The sequence below is a fragment of the Burkholderia stagnalis genome, assembly GCF_039848545.1.
GTDB lineage: Bacteria > Pseudomonadota > Gammaproteobacteria > Burkholderiales > Burkholderiaceae > Burkholderia > Burkholderia stagnalis.
On sequence record NZ_CP156686.1, the window covers coordinates 1,072,783 to 1,092,323 of the forward strand.

General features: G+C 66.6%; 18 protein-coding genes. 7 read left to right on the top strand and 11 right to left on the bottom strand.

What is annotated here, in order from left to right; all coding sequences use genetic code 11:
* Nucleotides 1-100 precede the first annotated feature (100 nt).
* Complete coding sequence (locus ABFO07_RS21550) at nt 101-445, top strand: DUF3088 domain-containing protein (RefSeq protein WP_059883803.1); 345 nt, start codon at nt 101-103, stop codon at nt 443-445.
* A gap of 21 nt (nt 446-466) precedes the next feature.
* Here ABFO07_RS21550 and ABFO07_RS21555 read toward each other — a convergent pair whose 3' ends face one another.
* Nucleotides 467-1,807, bottom strand: coding sequence for a glycosyltransferase family 4 protein (locus ABFO07_RS21555; protein WP_347469534.1), 1,341 nt, complete (start codon nt 1,805-1,807; stop codon nt 467-469).
* A 159-nt stretch (nt 1,808-1,966) separates the two neighbouring features.
* Nucleotides 1,967-3,151 (bottom strand): thiolase family protein, encoded by a 1,185-nt coding sequence (locus ABFO07_RS21560; RefSeq protein WP_059883802.1) that lies wholly within the window; start codon nt 3,149-3,151, stop codon nt 1,967-1,969.
* Nucleotides 3,152-3,508: 357 nt separating this feature from the next.
* On the opposite strand from ABFO07_RS21560, the gene ABFO07_RS21565 reads away from it, so the two are divergent.
* On the top strand, nt 3,509-3,799 hold the full coding sequence (locus tag ABFO07_RS21565; RefSeq protein ID WP_059891314.1) for a DUF4148 domain-containing protein: 291 nt from the start codon (nt 3,509-3,511) through the stop codon (nt 3,797-3,799).
* A 14-nt stretch (nt 3,800-3,813) separates the two neighbouring features.
* The gene (locus ABFO07_RS21570; protein ID WP_124491607.1) at nt 3,814-4,056 is read left to right on the top strand and encodes a hypothetical protein; all 243 of its coding nucleotides are present in this window, start codon (nt 3,814-3,816) and stop codon (nt 4,054-4,056) included.
* Nucleotides 4,057-4,112: 56 nt separating this feature from the next.
* Here ABFO07_RS21570 and ABFO07_RS21575 read toward each other — a convergent pair whose 3' ends face one another.
* Entirely contained in the window at nt 4,113-4,454 is a 342-nt protein-coding gene (locus tag ABFO07_RS21575) for a DUF4148 domain-containing protein (RefSeq protein WP_059961767.1), read from the bottom strand.
* A 323-nt stretch (nt 4,455-4,777) separates the two neighbouring features.
* Between ABFO07_RS21575 and ABFO07_RS21580 the strand changes: the two genes are divergently transcribed.
* Together ABFO07_RS21580 and ABFO07_RS21585 are read left to right on the top strand one after the other, a co-directional pair.
* Nucleotides 4,778-5,797, top strand: a complete 1,020-nt coding sequence (locus ABFO07_RS21580) for an aldo/keto reductase (protein ID WP_059801088.1) — start codon at nt 4,778-4,780, stop codon at nt 5,795-5,797.
* Between the two features lie 17 nt (nt 5,798-5,814).
* Nucleotides 5,815-6,231 carry an SRPBCC family protein gene (locus ABFO07_RS21585; protein WP_124491606.1) on the top strand — a complete coding sequence of 139 codons (417 nt, stop codon included), beginning with the start codon at nt 5,815-5,817 and terminating at the stop codon, nt 6,229-6,231.
* 85 nt (nt 6,232-6,316) lie between these two features.
* On the opposite strand, the gene ABFO07_RS21590 is transcribed toward ABFO07_RS21585, so the two are convergent.
* From ABFO07_RS21590 to ABFO07_RS21620, 7 genes are all read right to left on the bottom strand, one after another.
* Nucleotides 6,317-7,225 carry a LysR family transcriptional regulator gene (locus tag ABFO07_RS21590; protein WP_124491605.1) on the bottom strand — a complete coding sequence of 303 codons (909 nt, stop codon included), beginning with the start codon at nt 7,223-7,225 and terminating at the stop codon, nt 6,317-6,319.
* 188 nt (nt 7,226-7,413) lie between these two features.
* Nucleotides 7,414-8,367 (bottom strand): cyclase family protein, encoded by a 954-nt coding sequence (locus ABFO07_RS21595; protein WP_059907868.1) that lies wholly within the window; start codon nt 8,365-8,367, stop codon nt 7,414-7,416.
* Nucleotides 8,368-8,404: 37 nt separating this feature from the next.
* Complete coding sequence (locus tag ABFO07_RS21600; protein WP_347469535.1) at nt 8,405-9,520, bottom strand: alkene reductase; 1,116 nt, start codon at nt 9,518-9,520, stop codon at nt 8,405-8,407.
* A 65-nt stretch (nt 9,521-9,585) separates the two neighbouring features.
* The gene (dkgB, locus tag ABFO07_RS21605) at nt 9,586-10,392 is read right to left on the bottom strand and encodes a 2,5-didehydrogluconate reductase DkgB (RefSeq protein ID WP_347469536.1); all 807 of its coding nucleotides are present in this window, start codon (nt 10,390-10,392) and stop codon (nt 9,586-9,588) included.
* Nucleotides 10,393-10,537: 145 nt separating this feature from the next.
* A complete protein-coding gene (locus ABFO07_RS21610) occupies nt 10,538-11,488 on the bottom strand; it encodes an LLM class oxidoreductase (RefSeq protein WP_059883776.1) in 951 nt (316 codons plus the stop codon).
* A 13-nt stretch (nt 11,489-11,501) separates the two neighbouring features.
* Complete coding sequence (locus ABFO07_RS21615; protein ID WP_059907815.1) at nt 11,502-11,825, bottom strand: MoaF-related domain-containing protein; 324 nt, start codon at nt 11,823-11,825, stop codon at nt 11,502-11,504.
* Nucleotides 11,826-11,848: 23 nt separating this feature from the next.
* On the bottom strand, nt 11,849-13,051 hold the full coding sequence (locus ABFO07_RS21620) for an MFS transporter (protein ID WP_322229953.1): 1,203 nt from the start codon (nt 13,049-13,051) through the stop codon (nt 11,849-11,851).
* 643 nt (nt 13,052-13,694) lie between these two features.
* Between ABFO07_RS21620 and ABFO07_RS21625 the strand changes: the two genes are divergently transcribed.
* Nucleotides 13,695-15,134, top strand: coding sequence for an NADH-ubiquinone oxidoreductase-F iron-sulfur binding region domain-containing protein (locus tag ABFO07_RS21625; protein ID WP_347469537.1), 1,440 nt, complete (start codon nt 13,695-13,697; stop codon nt 15,132-15,134).
* Nucleotides 15,122-17,836: a formate dehydrogenase subunit alpha gene (gene fdhF / locus ABFO07_RS21630; protein WP_347469538.1), complete on the top strand. Its 2,715-nt coding sequence runs from the start codon at nt 15,122-15,124 to the stop codon at nt 17,834-17,836. Before ABFO07_RS21625 ends, fdhF begins: the two co-directional genes overlap by 13 nt.
* A 5-nt stretch (nt 17,837-17,841) precedes the next feature.
* Here the strand turns inward: fdhF and ABFO07_RS21635 are convergent, their stop codons facing one another.
* The gene (locus tag ABFO07_RS21635) at nt 17,842-19,536 is read right to left on the bottom strand and encodes an ABC1 kinase family protein (RefSeq protein WP_347469539.1); all 1,695 of its coding nucleotides are present in this window, start codon (nt 19,534-19,536) and stop codon (nt 17,842-17,844) included.
* Nucleotides 19,537-19,541 lie beyond the last annotated feature (5 nt).

Sequence of the window (19,541 nt, forward strand, 5' to 3'; positions counted from 1 at the left end):
TGCTTGGTTCGGCTTGTGCGCGGGCGGCCGTATCGTTCACGGTTATCGCGGGCCGCTGCCCATGCGGCGCGCGAACGATCTGAACACTGGAGAACGCGACATGAGTCGGGACGTGCTGTTTCTGCTGGAACCGGGCTTCACCGATCCGAAGCATCCGGGCGAACGCTTCGTCTGCCCGCACGGGCTGTCGATCGAGGGGCTGCTGGCGAGCGATCCGTCGCGGGCGGCATCGCTCGACGTGAAACGCATCGGCTTCGCGCGGCCGCGCCACGACGTGATCGCGGCGCTGGACGACGCGCACCAGGGCCTGCCGGCGCTCGTGCTCGGCGCGGGCCAGCCGGCGCCGCCGGATGCGCTGGTGCTCGGCGAGGTTCGTTACGTGACCGACCCGAAGCGCATCGTCGAGCTGCTCGCGCAGCGTCACGGTTTTCCGAAGGTGCATTGACGCGGGGCGGCGCGTCGCGCGTCAGCAGGTCAGTGCGGGCGAATTGCAGATGCACGCATAGACCTCGGTGTAGCGGCTGACGGCGGCCGCGGAGTCGAACCTGCGCCGGGCCGTCTCGAAGCCGGCGTCGCCCGGCGCGTCGGCGTGCGACGTATCGGACCACAGCGCGTCGATGCGTTGCGCGAGCAGCGGGATGTTGCGCGGCGGAATCAGATAGCCGGTTGCCCCGTCGTCGACGAGGTCCGGCGGCCGGCCGGCCGAGGTGCCGATCACCGGGCGCCCGGCCCACATCGCTTCGAGCGCGGACAGGCCGCAGGTCTCGAAGTAGTTCGGCATGCAAAGGATGGTCGCGTTGCGGTATGCATCGTACTTCGCGTCACCTTGCAGCGAGCCGACGAACTCGACCTGCCGCCCGATCCCGAGCGATTCGGCGAGGCTGCGCCACGGCGCGGCGTTGCCGCCGCCCGCAACCTTGAGCGGGATGGCCAGCCCGCGCTGGCGGAGCATGCAGATCGCATGCAGCAACTCGGTCAGGCCCTGGTGCTCGACGAGGCTGGCGGAAAACAGCACGTAGCGGCCGTCGGCGGCGCGATCGGCATCCGGCAGCAGGTTCCGTTCGAATGCGCCCGCATGGTTGCCGATCACCGTCGATTGGGCGCCGGCGCCGACGCACGCGATCATGTCATGACGAACGGCATCGGATGCGACGACACGCGCGTCCGCGTGCGACACCAGGAAATCGACTGCCGCGCGGTAAAGCCGGCCGGCCGTCCGATAGCGGGCGAAACATTCGCCCGAGTGGACATGCAGAATGCAGCGGCGCCGCAGGAGCCTGGCAATCGCAAAGAGCGCGGCCTTGCGCATCAGCGAACCGGGCGACGTCACGTGGAACAGGACGAGATCCGCCTGCAGCGCACGCAGCGCGAAACGCGGGAAATCGATGGTCGGGAACAGCACGACGCTCGCGGGCGACGCGCAATCGCGCGTGCCGAAGAACGCGGCCTCGATACGATGCGCGCGCAACTGCTCGGCTTTCGCCTGAAGATTGGACAGGATCGCCGCGACACCGACGTCGCGTGCGTTTCCCGGCCCAACGTGCAGCACCCGGAGGTTCCGGTCGGCATGGGCAGTCATCTGGGTCTCTCGCTTCTGATTGTTCGTGTACGGCGCAGGGACGAGGACGCTGCTCACGGCAGACCTTGAATCTCGGGAGCCTGTGAAAGACAGCATAGGCAAAAGCGCCTCAAGGTCCAGCGAAAGATCATTAATCGTCGGCAGTGCCGGGATGAAGAAGGGCGGCGGCACGCAGACTTTTCCCCGGCCAGGCCTGATTGGTGTGACGAAACGCGACGGTGAGCGCATGGAAGAACGGCTGTCGAGCCGGACGAATCGTCATCATTCCGCTGATCTGGATCACGAAGCCGGGCAAGGCCGGCTGATCGAGCGACGCGGCAGCGGCCGCGCATTGACCGTCGCGATGCAACGAGGCCGCGAATCCCGCGATTCGCGGCCTTTTTGCGTTCAGAGCGTCTCGATCGCGAGCGCGATGCCCTGGCCGCCGCCAATGCACAGCGTCACCACGCCGCGCTTGATGCCGTCGCGCTTCATCGAGTGGATCAGGCGCGTGGTCAGCACCGCGCCCGTCGCGCCGATCGCATGGCCGTGCGCGATCGCGCCGCCGTCCACGTTGACGATCTCCTCGTCGATGCCGAGCTGGCCCGCCACCGCGATCGGCACGACCGCGAACGCCTCGTTGATCTCGAAGCGCTCGACATCGCGCAGCGCCCAGCCGGCGCGTTCGAGCGCGATCTTCACCGCGGGAACGGGGCCCAGGCCGAACATCCCGGGCTCGACGGCGGCGATGCCGAACGACACGACGCGAGCGCTCGGTGCGATCCCGTGCGCGTCGGCGAACGCGCGGTCCGCCACCAGCATCGCCGATGCGCCGCTGTTCAGGCCCGGCGCATTGCCGGCGGTGATCGTGCCGTCCGGGCGGAACGCGGGTTTCAGTTTCGCGAGCGTGTCGAGCGTCGTATCGGGGCGGGGCGTCTCGTCCCGCGCGAACGCCACGCGCGCCTTGCGCTGCAGGATCTCGACCGGCACCAGCTCGGCGTCGAACTTCCCGCCGGCCAGCGCGGCGGAGAAGCGTTGCTGCGAGCGCAGCGCCCAGCGGTCCTGGCGGTCGCGCGAAATGTCGAGCTGGCTCGCCAGATCCTCGGTATGCCACCCGGAATGCTGGTCGGAGAATGCATCGACGAGGCCGTCGCGCAGCATGCTGTCGAGGATCGGGGCCTGGCCCATCCGGTAGCCCCAGCGGGCGCCGTCGAGCAGGTACGGCGCGCGCTCCATGCTTTCCATGCCGCCGGCGACGGCCGCGTTCGCGAAGCCCAGCATGATCTCCTGCGCGGCATTGACGATCGCCTGCGCGCCGGAGCCGCAGACCCGGTTGACCGTCAGCGCGGGCACCGCGACCGGAATGCCGGCGCCGATCGACGCCTGCCGTGCGGGGTTCATCTTGTTGCCGGCCTGGATCACGTTGCCCATCACGACCGTGTCGACGGCCGCGCCATCCAGGCTGCTGCGCCGCAGGGTTTCGCGCACGGCGATCGCGCCGAGCTCGGTCGCGGGCGTGTCCTTCAAAGAGCCGTTGAACGTGCCGATCGGCGTTCGGACAGGATGGCAGATGACGACTTCGCGTGTACTCATGATGCGTTCCTCGATCACGTTGACATGGGTGCGCGCGGGCGACCGCGAGCGGTGGTGCGGTGCGCGTCGCGCAATGATTCCCGGATTCCTGGGTTCTGTGCATATGCATGGTCATGTATGTATATGCATATTGTCAACGTGAAAATTGGGCGGCGATGCTCCCCCTATTTCTTCGGGCCGGGGCTCGAATCCGCGCGCGGGCCGGCAGATTTCGAAATTGTCATCCGGCGGTCAGCGTCACGCCGGCTCCGCTCTCCAGAATGACTCCGTCAGGCAGCGGACCGCATCGGCTGTCGTGCCGGCGGCGCATCGACGATGCGTCTTCTTCGTACCGTTCTGGGGAGTTTCATCATGAATCTGAATCGCAGGCTGATGGCTGCCGCCGCGCTGCTCGCCGCCGCAATCGGCACGCCGCCCGCGGCTTTCGCGCAGACTTCGTTGCCCGGCCTGACGCGCGCCGACGTCATCGCCGACCTGGTCCAGGCGCAGCGCGACGGCGTCATGCCCGCACCGAAACGGGACTATCCGCCGAGCGCGCAGACGATCGCGCTCAATCGCGCGCGCTATGCGATCGCGCACGGCGAGCAGGGCGCCGCGACCGCGAACGCGAACGCGTCGGCATCGGTGTCGACCGTGAGCGCGCAGTGAAGCGGGGGCGGGCGATGAAACCCTTGTCGCGGCTGGCGATCGCCGCTCTGTTGGCGGCGGCGGTTGCACCGGCCTTCGCGCGGGGTATGCCGCAATTGCCTGACGACGACGGCGGCCGCGCGAGCGTGCTGCGCGCGCGGAATCCGGCACGCACGACCGATGACGCGCGGCCGCAGGTGGCCCGTGCCGGCTCGACGGAAGCGCAAGCGCGCCCGTGCGGGACGGACGCGCGAAATCGCGATGCGTCGCTGCAGTGAGCAGCAGAACGTCGCGTTTCCGCTGGGATGCGCAAGGTCCGCAAGTCCGACGCCGATCAATGGCCGCGATAGATTGCGTCGCGGCCGTTGATTGTCATCGCGCGGCCGGATTCGCTGGCGGTTCGGCTTTCCTTGCCGTAGCCGGTCGTGTCGGCGGCCGGGGCAGCGCTCGGGCCGGTTTGCGCGACGGCGTTTTCACGCACGCGATTTTCGGCGGCGAGGATCGCGGCCGGATACGTGTTGTGATCCATCGCCGGGCGGTAGCCGGCGGCCACGAGCTGGGCCAGTTCGGCCTTCACTTCGGCGCGGGTCAGTGGATGGGTGGTTTGCTGCGCGAACGAAACGGCCGGTGCGGCGATGATCAGTGCGGCGAGCGTGGAAGAAACGAGCGTTTTCATGTTGGGTACCTGTCTGGTTGAGTGAGCCGCAACCACGTCGATGTCGTTGCGAGTGCAGCCAATATAGGTATCCGTTCGCCGCGGAAAAACGGGCCGCCGGCGAAATGATCTTTGATCTGAAATCACGAATGGGCCGCCGATTCCGTCGCCAGCCTTGCTGCGCGAGCATGTCGGCCGCACGGCCCCTTCGCGCGAAATATCGGGTCGCCGCACCAAACCGGGGATTAGACCTTCCGGGACTCAACTATGTCGAATTCCGTCTTGGACAGACTTAACCCGCCTGCCTAGACTGAACCCGCTTTCCCTCACCCCTGGAGCAAATCATGAGTCTCAAAGGCAAGCTGCCCGGCAACAAGATCCTCGGCTTCGGCACCGCGCCGCTCGGCAACATGTTCCGCGACATCCCCGACGCGGAAGCCGCGGCCACCGTCGAAGCCGCATGGCAGCACGGCATCCGCTATTTCGATTCCGCGCCGTTCTATGGCGCCGGCCTCGCCGAAATGCGTCTGGGCGACGCGCTCGCGCACCATCCGCGTGACGAATACGTGCTGAGCACGAAGGTCGGCCGCGTGATCCTCGACGAAGTCGAGGACGTGTCGGCGCGCGATCTGGGCGAGAAGGGCGGCCTGTTCGAACACGGCCGGCCGAACCGCATCGTCAACGACTATTCGGCCGACGCGACGCTGCGCTCGATCGAGGACAGCCTGAAGCGCCTGCGCACTGACCGCCTCGACATCGTCTGGGTGCACGACATCGCACAGGATTTCTACGGCGACGAATGGCTCGCGCAATTCGAAGTCGCGCGCAAGGGCGCATTCCGTGTGCTCGGCAAGCTGCGCGAAGAAGGCGTGATCAACGCATGGGGCCTCGGCGTGAACCGCGTCGAGCCGATCGAACTGGTGCTCGATCTCGCCGAACCGCAGCCGGACGGCATGCTGCTGGCCGGCCGCTACACGCTGCTCGATCATGAGCGCGCGCTGCAGCGCGTGATGCCGGCGGCGGCCGCGCAGAACGTCGGGATCGTCGTCGGCGGCCCGTACAGCTCGGGCGTGCTCGCGGGCGGCACGCACTTCGAATACCAGAAGGCTTCTCCGGAAATCATCGCGAAGGTCGAACGCATCAAGGCGATCGCCGCGCGCTACGACGTGCCGATCAAGGCCGCCGCGCTGCAGTTCTCGATGGCGCATCCGGCCACCGCCGCGGTGATTCCGGGCGCCAGCCGTCCGGAGCGGATCGCGGAAGACCAGGCCGCGCTGAACGTGGCGATTCCGGCCGACTTCTGGCGCGAGATGCGCGAACAAGGTCTGGTTGCGGCCAATGCGCCGCTGCCGATCGATCGTTGATCGTCAACGGTGATGATATGGCACAGGCACACGCAAGCATCCAGGTCTCGGCTTCGGCCGACACGGTCTGGCAATTGATCGGCGGCTTCGGGGCGCTGCCCGACTGGCTGTCGTATATCCCGTCGAGCGAGCTGAGTGAAGGTGGCCGCGTGCGCAGCCTCGCGAATCCGGACGGCGACGCGATCGTCGAGCGTCTGGTCGCCTTCGACGACGCGGCGCGCAGCTACACGTACGCGATCCTCGAGGCGCCGTTCCCGGTCGTCGACTATCGCTCCACGCTGCGCGTGCGCGGGAACGGCGCGAACGCGGCGACGATCGAGTGGTCGGGCACGTTCACGCCGAACGGCGCGACCGACGACGAATCGATTCGCCACTTCCGGGGCATCTACGAAGACGGTCTCGCCGAGCTGGCGAAGCGGTTCGCGGCGGTGTGATGGTCGTGACGGCAGCCGGCAACGAATGCCGGCTGCCGCTCCGCGCGGTGCGCATTCAACGGCGCGCCGCGCGCCGCGCGTTGCGTCATTCGACCGCCGCGACCACCTCGTCGCCGGTCAGGATCTCGCGGAACACGCCGACCAGCGGCCGCAGGTTGACCTTGTGCCATGCGGCCCACAGCGGCGTGCGATAGCTGAACCACGGCAGCTCGCGCAGCACGACGCCTTCCGGCACCTGATGACGCAGGCTCTGCTGGATCATCGTCACGCCGAGCCCGGCGGCGACGAGCCCGAGCGCCGCGAGCGGCTCGCTCGCCTCGACTGAAATATCCGGTGAAAACCCCGCCTTCGCACACGCGGCGACGAACGCGCCGTGACGCGGCGCGCTTTCCTGCTGCGTGACGCCGATCCACGGCTGCGTCGCGAGATCGTCGGCGACCAGCGTCTTCTTCTTCGCGAGCGGATGCCCTTCGGGCAGCGCAAGCAGCATCGGATCGTTCAGCACGCGCATCGACTCGAGTTCGGGATCGTCCGACGCGGGCGGCTCGGTGACGAGCGCGATGTCGAGGCTGCGCTCGCGCAAGCCTTCGAGCTGCGCGGCGGACGTGTAGTTGTACAGCGCGATGTGGACGGCCGGGCGCTCCGCGCGCAGCGTCTTCAGCGCGCGCGGCAGCACGCCCGAGTGCGTGGCCGTTTCCAGGTAGCCGATGCAGAGCCCGCCTTCGTCGCCGCGGCCGAGCCGGCGCGCGAGCGATTCCAGCCGGTGTGCATGACGCAAGAATGCCTGCGTCTCGCTGAGGAACGTGCGGCCGTCACGCGTCAGGCGAATGCGTTGCTGGCTGCGTTCGAACAGCGTCAGTCCGAGCTTTTCCTCGAGCTGCGCGATCTGGCGGCTGAGCGGCGACTGTGAAATATGCAGGCGTTCCGCGGCGCGGCCGACGTGTTCCTCTTCCGCGACCGCGATGAAATATTGAAGCTGGCGGATGTCGAGCATGTAGGACCTTCCGGGGCTCAAGTCTGGTAGAGGGCGGCCGGAGCGCGTCGCGAAGGTCGAGCGTATTGGCGCGATCGCGTCGCGCGACGACGTGCCGGACAAGGCGGCCGTGCCGCCATTCGTGTGCGGCGCGCTTGACGGCATGATAGCGCCGTCAAGCGCGCACGGTATCCGGTTCGGTGCCGGCGTCAGCGAATGGCGACAGGATTGATGTTGACCTGCGTGGAGCCGACGTACAGCGGCTGGCCCAGCACGAACAGGAATTCCCAGGCCTGGTCACGCACCAGCGCGCGGCTGTCGATCAGTTCGAGGTTGTAGATGCCGCGCTTCGCGAGCATGTACTGGTTGATCGGGAATTCATCCCGCGAGTGCGGGTTCGGGTAGACCTCGGAGGCCCAGGTATCCCCGCCGAACGCGACGATCCCCTGGTCGGCCAGCCATGTCGCGGCTTCCATGCCGATGCCGGGTTCGACTTCGAGGAACTGCCGGTTGTCCTTGCCGATCAGTTCCAGCCAGCCGGTGTTGAACAGCACCACGTCTCCCTTGCGCAGCGTCAGGCCTTGCTTCTTCAGGACGGCCTGGATGTCCGCGACGGTGAACTCGGTGCCGCCCGGTACGATCGGCTTGCCGAAGTACGCGGTCATATCGAGCACGACGCCGCGCGTGACGATCGGCGGCACCTTCTCGACGCCCAGCTTCGTCACCCCGTCGACGGTCACGAAATCGGCCGCGCGGTTGCCGTTGTAATAGACGTTGTCGATGCCGATGTGGCCGATCCCGTTGAGCTGCGTGCCGACGCCCGTCCACGCGTTGACCAGTTCGTCGTTGAACGTGAACTTGTTCGGGCCGAGGCTCTTGCCGGCCTGCTGGCCGACCTGCACGTTGTAGAGCCGGAAGCTGCGATGCCGGAACGCCGGCAGGTTCTTGTCCACCGGCACCGCCAGCGGATAGGTCTTGCCGGCCTTGACGAGGCCGACCGCCTGCCTGACGACGTCGGGCGTCAACAGGTTGGCTGCGCCGATTTCATCATGCGGGCCGTAGGCGGACGGATACCAGTCCGCCGCCGGCGCGGCGGCCGCGGCCGTGATCGGCAGGCTCGCGGCGAGCGCGAACGCGAGCGCGGCGAGGGTGCGCTTCTTCATCGAATGTATTTCCATGCGAATACGGGAGACAGCTGCGTCAGGCCGCGACCGGCGTGGCGCTCGGATAGTCGGTCAGCCCTTGCGCGCCGCCGCCGAACAGCGTGTCGCGGTCGTGCTGAGCCAGTGGCACGCCGGCGCGCAGGCGCGCGGGCAGGTCGGGATTCGCGACGAACGGGCGGCCGAATGCCACCAGGTCGGCCCAGCCCGCGGCAATGGCTTCGCGCGCGCGTTCCGCGGTGTACTTGCCCGCGTAGATCAGCACGCCGGGAAACGCGGCGCGCAGCTTGTGCTTGAACGCGACCGGCATCAGCGGCGCGTCGTCCCAGTCGGCTTCGGCGATGTGCAGGTAGCCGACGCCGAGTTCGCCGAGCAGCTTCGCGGCAGCGAGGTAGGTCGTTTCCGGGTCGGCGTCGACGCAGCCGTTCAGCGTGGTCAGCGGCGCGAGGCGGACGCCGACGCGGGATGCATCGCCCGCGCCCTCGATCAGCGCCTGCGTGACTTCGCGCAGGAAGCGCAGCCGGTTGTCGAGCGAGCCGCCATACGCGTCCGTGCGCGTGTTGGCGTTCGAATCGATGAACTGATTCACGAGGTAGCCGTTCGCACCGTGCAGTTCGACGCCGTCGAACCCGGCCTCGATCGCGTGGCGGGCGGCGGCGCGGTACTGGCCGACGATCTCCTGGATCTCGTCGATGCTCAGCGCACGCGGCGCGGACGCCTGCACGAAGCCGGGCGTGCTGCCGTCGTCGCCGGCGATGAACACGTTCACGCCGTCGGCCTGGATCGGCGACGACGACACGGGCGACTGGCCGCCCAGCAGGCTCGTATGGCTCAGCCGGCCGACGTGCCAGAGCTGCGCGAAGATGCGGCCGCCGGCCGCGTGCACGGCGTCGGTCACCTTGCGCCAGCCGGCGACCTGGGCCGGTGTGTGAATGCCGGGCGTCCATGCGTAACCCTTGCCGAGCGGCGCGATATAGGTGCCTTCGCTGACGATCAGGCCGGCGCTCGCGCGCTGCGCGTAATACGCGGCCATCAGTTCATTGGCTTCGTCGCCGGGCTGGCTCGCGCGCGAGCGCGTCATCGGCGGCATCACGATGCGGTTCGGCAGCGTCAGCGCGCCGAGCCGCAGCGGTTGGAACAGCGGATCCTGGGTCATGGTGGGTGTCCTGTGGAAGCCGCGGCCGGCTGGCCGCAGCGGAAATCTTGGGTGTGCGGGCCGCTTCAGTCCCACTGCGGCGCGAGGCCGGCCGGGTCGACTTCGCGGCCGTTGCGGTCGAGCGCGTCGATCTGCGCCATGTCGTCGTCGGTCAGTTGCAGCGTCTGCGCAAGCAGGTTGCTCGCGAGGTTCGCGCGCTTGGTCGACGACGGAATCACCGCGTAGCCGAGTTTCAATGCCCATGCGAGCGCAACCTGCGCCGGCGTTGCGTCGTGGCGTTGCGCGATCGCGCCGATGACCGGGTCGCCGAGCACCTTGCCGTACGCGAGCGTCATGTACGAGGTCACCTGAATGCCTTCGCGCTGCAGGAACTCGACCAGCTTGCGATTCTGCAGATAGGGGCTCAGCTCGATCTGGTTGGTCGCGATCGCGTCCTTGCCGACCGCCGCGATGGCCTGCTTCGTCAGCTCGATGTTGAAGTTCGACACGCCGATCCGGCGCGTCAGGCCTTTCGCCTTGGCATCGGCAAGCGCGGTCATGAACGTTTCGAGCGCCACGCCGTTGCCGGGCGCGGGCCAGTGGATCAGCGTCAGGTCGACGTGGTCGGTGCGCAGCTTGGTCAGGCTTTCCTCGAGGCTCGGCACGAGCTTCGCGGGCGCGTAGTTGTCGACCCAGATCTTCGTCGTCAGGAACAGTTCGTCGCGCGCCACGCCGGAGGCGGCGATCGCCTCGCCGACTTCCGCTTCGTTGCCGTAGATCTGCGCGGTGTCGATTGCGCGGTAGCCGAGGTCGAGGCCGTTGCGAACCGAATCGATGACGACCTGGCCTTGCAGGCGGAACGTGCCGAGGCCGAATGCCGGAATCTTGCTCATGGTGTTCTCCTTGAGGGGTAGAAGCAAAGGTCGATGGAAGGATTGTGCCGTCGGCGACCTTTGCGATAAACGTCAGTAAGCGTCAATGACAATTGAATTCAAATCAAGGATCGCGTCGCCCGCCGCCACGCGGTTGGGGCCCGGTTCACGGCGTCTGCTCGGCCAGTTCCTGTTTGTGATGGAAATGCGGGAGAACTTCGCTCGCGATCTCGGCGAAGGTCTCGTCGAGCGGCCGGCGATTGCGGCGGAAATGCAGGCCGATGTGCTGCACGCCCGCGTCGCGCATCGCCGCGAGTTCTTCCGCCAGTGCGATGCGTCCCGCGCGGGCGCCGAAATGGTGCCGCTGCAGCGGTTCGTGCGGGTCTGCCGCGAGGTCGAGGTGGATGAAGCTCACGTACGGCTTGTCGCCTGCCACGGCGCGCCAGTTCGCGGCGCGCTGCGCGTGGTCGGCCGGCGTGCCCGGATACGCGAGGCAGCCGTCCATATGCTCGCCGATCCATGCGGGCGTCTGCTGCGCGAGGCCCGCGACGAGCAGCGGCACCGGCGAACGGGCGGCGGGCAGCACGTCCAGGCCGGGCGGCAGGTGTCCGCGCGCACCGTCGCGCAGCAGCGCGACCTGGCTGCGGAAATTCGCGCCGCGCGCGGCGAAATCGCGGCCGAACAGCGGATATTCGACCGGCCGGTCGCCGCTCGCGACGCCGAGCAGCAGGCGGCCGCCGCTCAGCTCCTGGATCGTCGCGGCCGATTTCAGCGTCAGCAGCGGTTCGCGCAGCGGCAGCACGACGGCGGCCGTGCCGAGCAGGATGTCGCGCGTGATGCCGGCGAGGTAGCCGAGATACGAGAACGTTTCGAACACCTGCGCGGCGTCGCCGAACGACGGGTCGTACACCGGCACGTCGCGCACCCAGAGCGCGCGGAAGCCGAGCGTGTCGGCCAGTCGTGCGAGCGCCGCATGGTTTTCCAGATCGGGCACGCCGGGGCGGCGGCCGTCGCGGTGGCGCTTCGTGCCGCCGGCCGGCGACCAGTCGTTGTCGAGCGGCAGTTCGATGCCGATGCTGAAGCCGCCGTCGGCGAGCTTGTCGAGTGAAGTGGGCATGGGCGGGCTCCGTTCAGACTGCGCGCAGGCTGCCTTCGAGCCGATGGAAATCGAGCGACGACGCGGTGAAGAACGAGCGCGACGTGCCGGCGGCGAAATCGTCGATGTGCACGACCGTCGCGCGGTCGGCTTCCTGCCACGAGATCGCGTAGGTCTTGCCGGCGACGTGCTGCCACGCGTACGCGACTTCGCCCTTCGCGCCGGCGTACGGGCCTTCGGTGATCTCGTAGCGCATGCGGAGGCTGCTCCCGTCATACGCGTTGAGTGCGGTGAGGCCGTCGTAACGGACTTCGAAGGTCTTGCCGGCGAACGGCGGGAGGTGGGCGGGCGTGTTCATGATGGGGGGCTCCGGGTGGCGATTCAGTGGGCGAGTTCGACGGGTTCGGCCGTGCGTTCCGGCAGGCCCTGGCTTTGGTCGAGACGGCCGCTCAGCGCGGTGAGCGCGAACGCGCCGAGCGTGACGGCGGCGGCGATCCACGGCGTATGGCCGAGACCGACGTTCGCGACGATCAGCCCGCCGAGCGACGAGCCGCCTGCGACGCCGAGGTTGAAGGCGGCGATGTTGAAGCCCGACGCGACGTCGGCGGCGTCCGGCGCGAAGTGGCGCGCCTGCTTGACGACGTACACCTGCAGGCCCGGCACGTTGCCGAACGCAACCGCGCCCCACGCGAGCATCGTCAGCACCGCGAGCCACTTGACGTGCACCGTGAAGGTCAGCGCGAGCAGCACGATCGCGAGCAGCAGGAAGATCCGCTTGAGCGCCTTGACGGGGCCGACGCTGTCGGCGAGCTTGCCGCCCCACACGTTGCCGAACGCGACCGACACGCCGTAGCCGACGAGCACGAGGCTGACCTGCGACGGCGTGAAGCCGGCGATCTGTTCGAGCAGCGGCGCCATGTACGTGAACGCGATCAGCGAGCCGCCGTAGCCGACCGCCGTCATCGCATAGACGAGCAGCAGGCGCGGCTGGGCGAGCACGCGGAACTGGCGGGCGAGCGGCGCGGGCGGCGTCTGCGGCAGCCCGCGCGGCACGAACGCCACCGCGCCGACGAACGCGACGAGGCCGAACAGCGCGACGATCAGGAAGGTCGCGCGCCAGCCGAAGTGCTGGCCGATGAAGGTGCCGAGCGGAATGCCGGCGACGAACGCGACGGTCATCCCGCTGAACATCGTCGCGATCGCGCTGGCGGCCTTTTCCTTCGGCACGAGCGTGGTCGCGATGATCGAGCCGACCGAGAAGAACACGCCGTGCGCGAGGCCGGTGAGCACGCGCGCGACGATCAGCGATTCGTAGCCCGGCGCCTGCCAGGCCACGAGGTTGCCGACGGTGAACAGCGCCATCAGCGCGGCGAGCAGCGTCTTGCGCGGCACGCGGCCGGTGAGCGCGGTGAGCAGCGGCGCGCCGATGGCGACGCTCAGTGCGTAGAGGCTGACGAGCAGGCCGGCCGACGGCAGGCTGACGCCGAGGTCGGCGCCGATCGTCGGGATCAGCCCGACGATCACGAATTCGGTCGTGCCGATGGCGAATGCGCTGATGGTCAGCGCGAGCAGGGCGAGGGGCATGAGGCGATCCTGGTTCCAGTAGGGATGGATCGCAGTGTGCCGTCGTTACTTTTGCGGAAAAACTCGGCTATGAGCCAAATTGTTTTGATTTGAAATCAAGAATGGAAGCCGCGCGGCCGCTCATGCGGCCCATGATCGTGCCGCATCGAGCGCGGCATCGGGTCGTCGAAACTTGCTCGGGATTTCCCCGAGGCGGCCCGGTCTCGTGCGCACTGCGCTTGGTTTGCAGGTTTGCATCGCCCGCATCGACGCAATGTTTCGACCCGGCAACACGTTCGGTTGCTTCATCCTGAGAGTGAATGCTGACGAATTGACCGGGATGAAAGGGGCGCTTCTCATAGTCGAGTGTTCGCTTTCAAAGCTCCGGTGGTGCATTTGCCTGGCCCCGAGTTGCCTTGCGGCCTCGATCGGCAGACAGCGTGCTACGCGCCTTCGTGACAGGCGCAACGGGCTTCGCCTGGGCAAGCACAATACACAGATGGACGCCTGACGGCTGGTTGGCTGTCCTTTCGGTCCGTGCCAGGCATCAGGGAGCAATCTTGATCTAACGCAACGCACCGCCATTTCGCGGAGGTAGGGTGGGCAACACGTCGATCGACGTAACGCGAGCCGGGTACCGCGGGGCTTTCTCATGAGAACTCAGGTGAAGCAGTTGCGACGCCATGCCGCCGCACATTCGTTCTATCACCTTGACCAGAGCGCGATCACCGATTGCGCGTGCGCCGGCTTGGCTTGCTTCGCCGCACGCGCCGACCGACCAGCGGTCTGGCAGCGCGCCATCGATCAACAGCCGACCGTTTCCTGCCTGGGAAAATGCTACGACGGCCCCAGCGACAGCGCACATGACATTCGACCAAACACCAGGAGTCACGGCCGTCGCACCGTGCTGCTGAGCAACGTGCTCATCGGCGGCGTCCGGGACATGACCGTGTATCGTGAACACGGCGGCGGTCTGGCCTTGGCCAGGGCGCAAACCACGGCGCCGGGCGCGTTGATACAAATGCTGCACGAGTCCGGATTGCGAGGGCGCGGCGGAGCCGGCTTTCCGGCCGCGATCAAATGGCAGGCAGTTGCCGATGAGCCGGCCGACACTAAATATCTGGTTGTCAACGCTGACGAAGGCGATCCTGGCGCATTTTCCGATCGTTTCCTGCTCGAAGACGATCCATTTCGGGTAATTGAAGGCGCCGCGATCGCTGCCTGCGCCGTGGGCGCGCGCCGAGGTTTCATCTATGTGCGCAAGGAGTACCCGTTGGCTGCGCAAATCGTCTCGCAAGCCCTGCAGCAAGCGCGTGCGGCAGGGTGGCTAGGGTCAGGATTTGACCTTCAACTGATTGTGGGGCAAGGCGCCTATCTCTGTGGGGAAGAGACCTCGCTGCTGAACGCACTGGAGGGCCGCCGTCCCGAAGCGCGTCAACGGCCCCCGCAGATCACTCGGCACGGGCTCTTCGGCGCACCTACGCTGGTGCACAACGTGGAAACCCTGTGCTCGGTGCCGTGGATCGTGACGGAGGGCGCAGCAGCCTATGCCGAACTCGGATTCTCCCGCAGCCGTGGCACCAAGCTGCTCTCGCTCAATTCCCTGTTTCGCCGTCCGGGGCTTTACGAAGTCGAGTTCGGCATCTCGTTGGCGGATATCGTTGATCACCTGGGTCAAGGTTTGCGCCGTGGCAACCTCAAAGGTCTCATGGTCGGAGGACCGCTCGCAGGCATCGTGCCGCCGGAGCTGCTGGCCACTCGGCTCGGTTACGAAGAAATGCGGGCGATCGATTGCGCGGTCGGGCATGGCGGTGTCATCGCGTTTTCCGACGACACGTCGATCATGAACATCATCGCAGAGGTGTTCCGGTTTGGCGCGCGCGAGTCCTGTGGCGCGTGCACGCCCTGTCACTTCGGCACGCCCGCGCTGGCGGCTATGGTCGATGCCGTTCCGGCAGGCGCATCGATCGACGGTGCGCGTTATCAGAAAATCATCGACGCACTTGCAGCGACAAGCTTGTGCGGCCATGGGCGTGGGTTGGCGGAGTTCGCCGAGTCGGTGAAGCGGCACTACCGGGCGGAGCTGAAACCATGGCTTGGCTGACCATCGACGGCGTCCGGCACGAAGTGACGGACGGCACGCTGCTCATCGACGCCCTGGCAGAAGCGGGTGCGACGGTTCCGCATTTGTGCCACGACAAGCACCTGAGGCCATTCGGAACCTGCCGATTGTGCGTGGTGGAACTGGAGGGCCAGGCTCTCCCCGTTGCAAGCTGCTCGTTCACGGTTGAGGATGGCTTGATTGTGCGCACCCGCAGCAAATCCCTCGATGCGCTGCGCCGTACGAATCTCGAGCTGCTCGTCGCGCATTACCCGATAGCCGCATGCGCCGCCGAGCCGCGGCATCCGTTCCATCGCCTGCTCGCGGAATATGGCGTTCAGCCGGGGGAGAGGCGGGAAGATGGACTGTTTCAGGACGACACTCACCCTTATCTCGGCGTGGCGATGGAGCGCTGCATCTATTGCGAGCGGTGTATCCGCATCTGCGAGGAAATTCAAGGTCAATTCGTTTGGGAGGCGTGGGGACGCGGCGAGGCCACGCGCATCGCGACGGGAAAAGGGCCGACGCTCCTTGCCGGAGGCTGCGTGAGTTGTGGGGCCTGCGTGGACAGTTGCCCAAGCGGCGCCTTGTTCGACAAACGAGTCCGTGTCGAGCCGACCGCGTGGACGCGTAGCACCTGCGTGTATTGCGCCGTGGGCTGCCAGATGAACGTCGGGACTGCAAATGGACGCGTGGTGGCGGTGCGGCCAGCCGACAGCCCGGTCAACCGCGGCCACCTTTGCGTGAAGGGGCGCTATGCGTTCGAGTTCAACCATGCGGCGGACCGCATCACGCGGCCGATGATCCGCCGTGACGGCACATGGCATCCGACGACCTGGGACGAGGCGCTCGACTTCACCGCCGCGCGGCTACGGGAGATTGTCGCGCGTGACGGACCGGATGCGGTCGGCGTGCTCGGCTCGGCACGGGCGACCAACGAGGAAAATTACCTCGCGCAGAAGTTCGCCCGCGTGGTGCTTGGCACCCACAACGTCGATTGCTGCGCACGGGTGTGCCACACGCCCAGTGCCAAGGCACTCAAGACCATGCTTGGCGTCGGCGCGGCCACGAACAGCTTCGACGACATCGAGCTGGCAAAGGCCTTTCTGATTTGCGGAGCAAACCCGACCGAGAACCATCCGGTGGTGGGCGCCCGCATCAAGCAAGCGGTGCTCGAGGGCGCGCCCCTCGTGGTCATCGATCCGCGTCGTACCGAGCTGGCGGCGCTGGCCGACGTGCACCTCGCGGTGCGCCCTGGTCACAACGTGCCCCTGTTGAACGCGCTCGCCGCCACGCTGATCGAGGAAGGGCTCGTCGATCACGCGTTCCTGGCCGAGCGCGTAGCCGGCCTGGATGCCTTTACCGCGCATGTCGCCCGATATTCCGCCGAAACCGTGGCGGAGGCTTGTGGCGTATCCGCCGCGGCAATCCGCGCGGCCGCGCGGCTCTATGCCGGCGGCAGGCCATCGATGTGCTTTCATGGCCTCGGCTTGACCGAGCATCTCCAGGGAAGCGAGGGCGTGATGGCGCTGATCAATCTGGCGCTGCTGACCGGCAACCTGGGCCGGCCGGGCTCAGGCATCAATCCGTTACGTGGTCAGAACAACGTGCAGGGGGCGGCGCAGATGGGTTGCGACCCGGCGTCTTTGACGGGGGCACAGGCAATCGACAGGGCCGGCGAGCGCTTCGAACGGATGTGGGGTGTCACGCTGCCGTCGCGCCATGGTCTCAACCTGCTCGAAATGATCGACGCGGCCCGGGCCGGCCGGCTCAAGGCCCTTTGCGTGATGGGCTACGACATTTATCTTTCGCTGCCGAAGGCAAACGACACCGCCGCGGCATTGGGTGCGCTCGATCTGGTGGTCGTACAGGACCTGTTCCTTAATCAAACGGCCGAGGCATTCGGCACGGTCTTTCTTCCGGCCGCCTCATTCTTCGAGAAGGACGGCACCTTCATGAATTCCGACCGGCGCGTGCAGCGCATTCGCGCCGCCGTAGCCCCACCGGGTGAGGCCCGTCCGGACTGGTGGATCATCCAGGCGCTGGCTGCTCGCTTGGGTAAGCCGCACGGCTTCGAGTTCACCGGACCGCAGGCAATCTGGGACGAGGTGCGTGCGCTGTGGCCCGATGCAATGGGGCTCGGGTATTCGCGGCTGGAACGCGAAGACCTGCATTGGCCATGTCCGGATGAACACCACCCGGGTACTCCGGTGCTGCATCAGGCGCATTTCGTTGGCGGCAAGACCGCGACGCTGGCCATGATCGACTACGTTCCGACGATCGAGAAAACCGACGACGACTATCCTCTGCTGCTGACGACCGGCCGCACGCTGCACCACTTCAACGCGGGCACGATGAGCTACCGGACCAGCAATGCCACCTTGCGGCCGTCCGACACACTGGACATGGCAGCCGAGGATGCGATGCGCCATGGCGTGGTCGAAGGCGAAAGGGTATGTGTGTCGAGCCGCTACGGAACGTCGACACTGCCTGTCCACATCAGCCCTGCCGTACGTGAAGGGCAATTGTTCGCGACCTTCCATCGACCCGATCTGTTTATCAACCGATTGACTTCGCCCGTGCGCGACCGCTTGGTCGATACACCCGAATACAAGGTGGTGGCAGTCCGGCTGAACAAGCTCCCCGGCGGCGTTGCGGGCGGCGGGGCCGCAGTGGACGAGGGAACCTCATCGCGCGTGACGTAGTTCGCTCAGAACCTTCCCGACCGAAAAATGGCAATGGCCCACGCCATTCCCATCACGGCGGCGACCACAAAACCGCTCAGCCCCAATAGCGAGATGCCGGCATAGTGGGGCCCGGTGTGGAATGTCGTGACAATCGACGAACCGACGACGACAGACGCGATGATCAGGCTCAGGCTGAGGCGATTGCTCGCGCGGTCGAGATGGGCCTCGAGCGTCTGGAGCTGGTCGTGCTCGACGCGCAGCGTCGCTTTCCCGCTTCCCAGCACATCGACCGCGCGATTCAGGATGTCGGGAAAATTGACGGCGGCGCGATGCAGCGAGCGAATCATCCGGAAAAGGCCGGGCGATTCTGGGGCATGCGTCAATGCCGCGAGCGCATGGCGCCCCAGCAAGCGCGGAAGGTAGTCGCGCAGGATACGCAGCGCATTGAAGCTGGAATCGAGCGCCACGGCTTGCGCCTCGACCAGCATGAAGGCTTTGCCCACCAGCAGGAACTGGCGCGGCACCCTGATCGCGTGCCGTCGGCTGAGTTGCAGGAATTGACGCACGATCTCGCTGAACGAGTAGCCCTTGCCGGCTGCCTTGTAGTACGCGTCGAGCGCGTCCGACGCGTCGCGCTTGAGGGCCTCTCGATCCACCCCGGCCGCGGCGATGCCCATCTCGAAATAGGCATCGATCATCAACGAGATATCACCCGAGCCTACCGCCAGAATCAGCTCGGCGAGCGCACCTTGATCGCGTGCCGACAGTTCGCCCATGATGCCGAAATCGTGGAAGCACAATCGCCCGTCTGCCGACACGAACACATTGCCCGGATGCGGATCTCCGTGAAAAAAGCCATGTTCGAAAACTTGCTTGAGGAATGACTCCATCAGCACCCCGGCAAGTCGCTGCCGCTCCCGCGTGTCCCGAAGCGGCAGTTGCACGAGCTTGTGCCCCATGCTTCGCTCCATCGTGAGCACGCGTCGACTGGTCAGCTCCCAACAGATCCGCGGTACGAAGATGTCAGGATCATCGATGAAGTCGGCTCTCAATCGATCGCCGTTTCGGCCTTCCGTCTGATAATCGAGTTCGTCCGCAATGAGCCGGGCGAATTCCTCGACAAGATCGGTCGGGCCGAACCGACGGCTCTCGGGCACGTAGCATTCCAGTTGACGTGCGAGAAAGCGCATGATGCTGACGTCGGCGTGGATGACCGGTTCAATCCCGGGGCGCTGCACCTTGACGACCACGTTCGCGCCATCGTCGAGTCGTGCCCCATGAACCTGTCCTATCGACGCGGCGGCGAGCGGCGCTTCGTCGAACTCGGCGTACAACTGGCCGATCGGGCGGCCCAGTTCGCGCTCGATGATCGAGATTGCCCGAGCGCCGGGGAACACGGCGACCTGGTCCTGAAGCCGCTGCAACTCATCGATCCACGTTTCGGGAAGGAGATCGCGCCGCAGGCTCAGCAACTGACCGAACTTCACGAACGCAGGCCCGAGCTGTTCGAGCATATTCCGAAAGCGGACGGCGTCGCGATCGCCCGGCTGTAATTCCTTCGTGGCTGCGTCGATCACGTCTTGTCCAACGTGCAGCCTCTCCACGCAATGCGCCCAGCCGGCGCCAGCCAATGCGCGAAGTATCTGGACGAGCCGCGGCAGCCGAGCCGCGGCCGGTCGCTCTTCCCGTTGTTCATCGGACGCAAGCGTAGCGTTCATCGGTG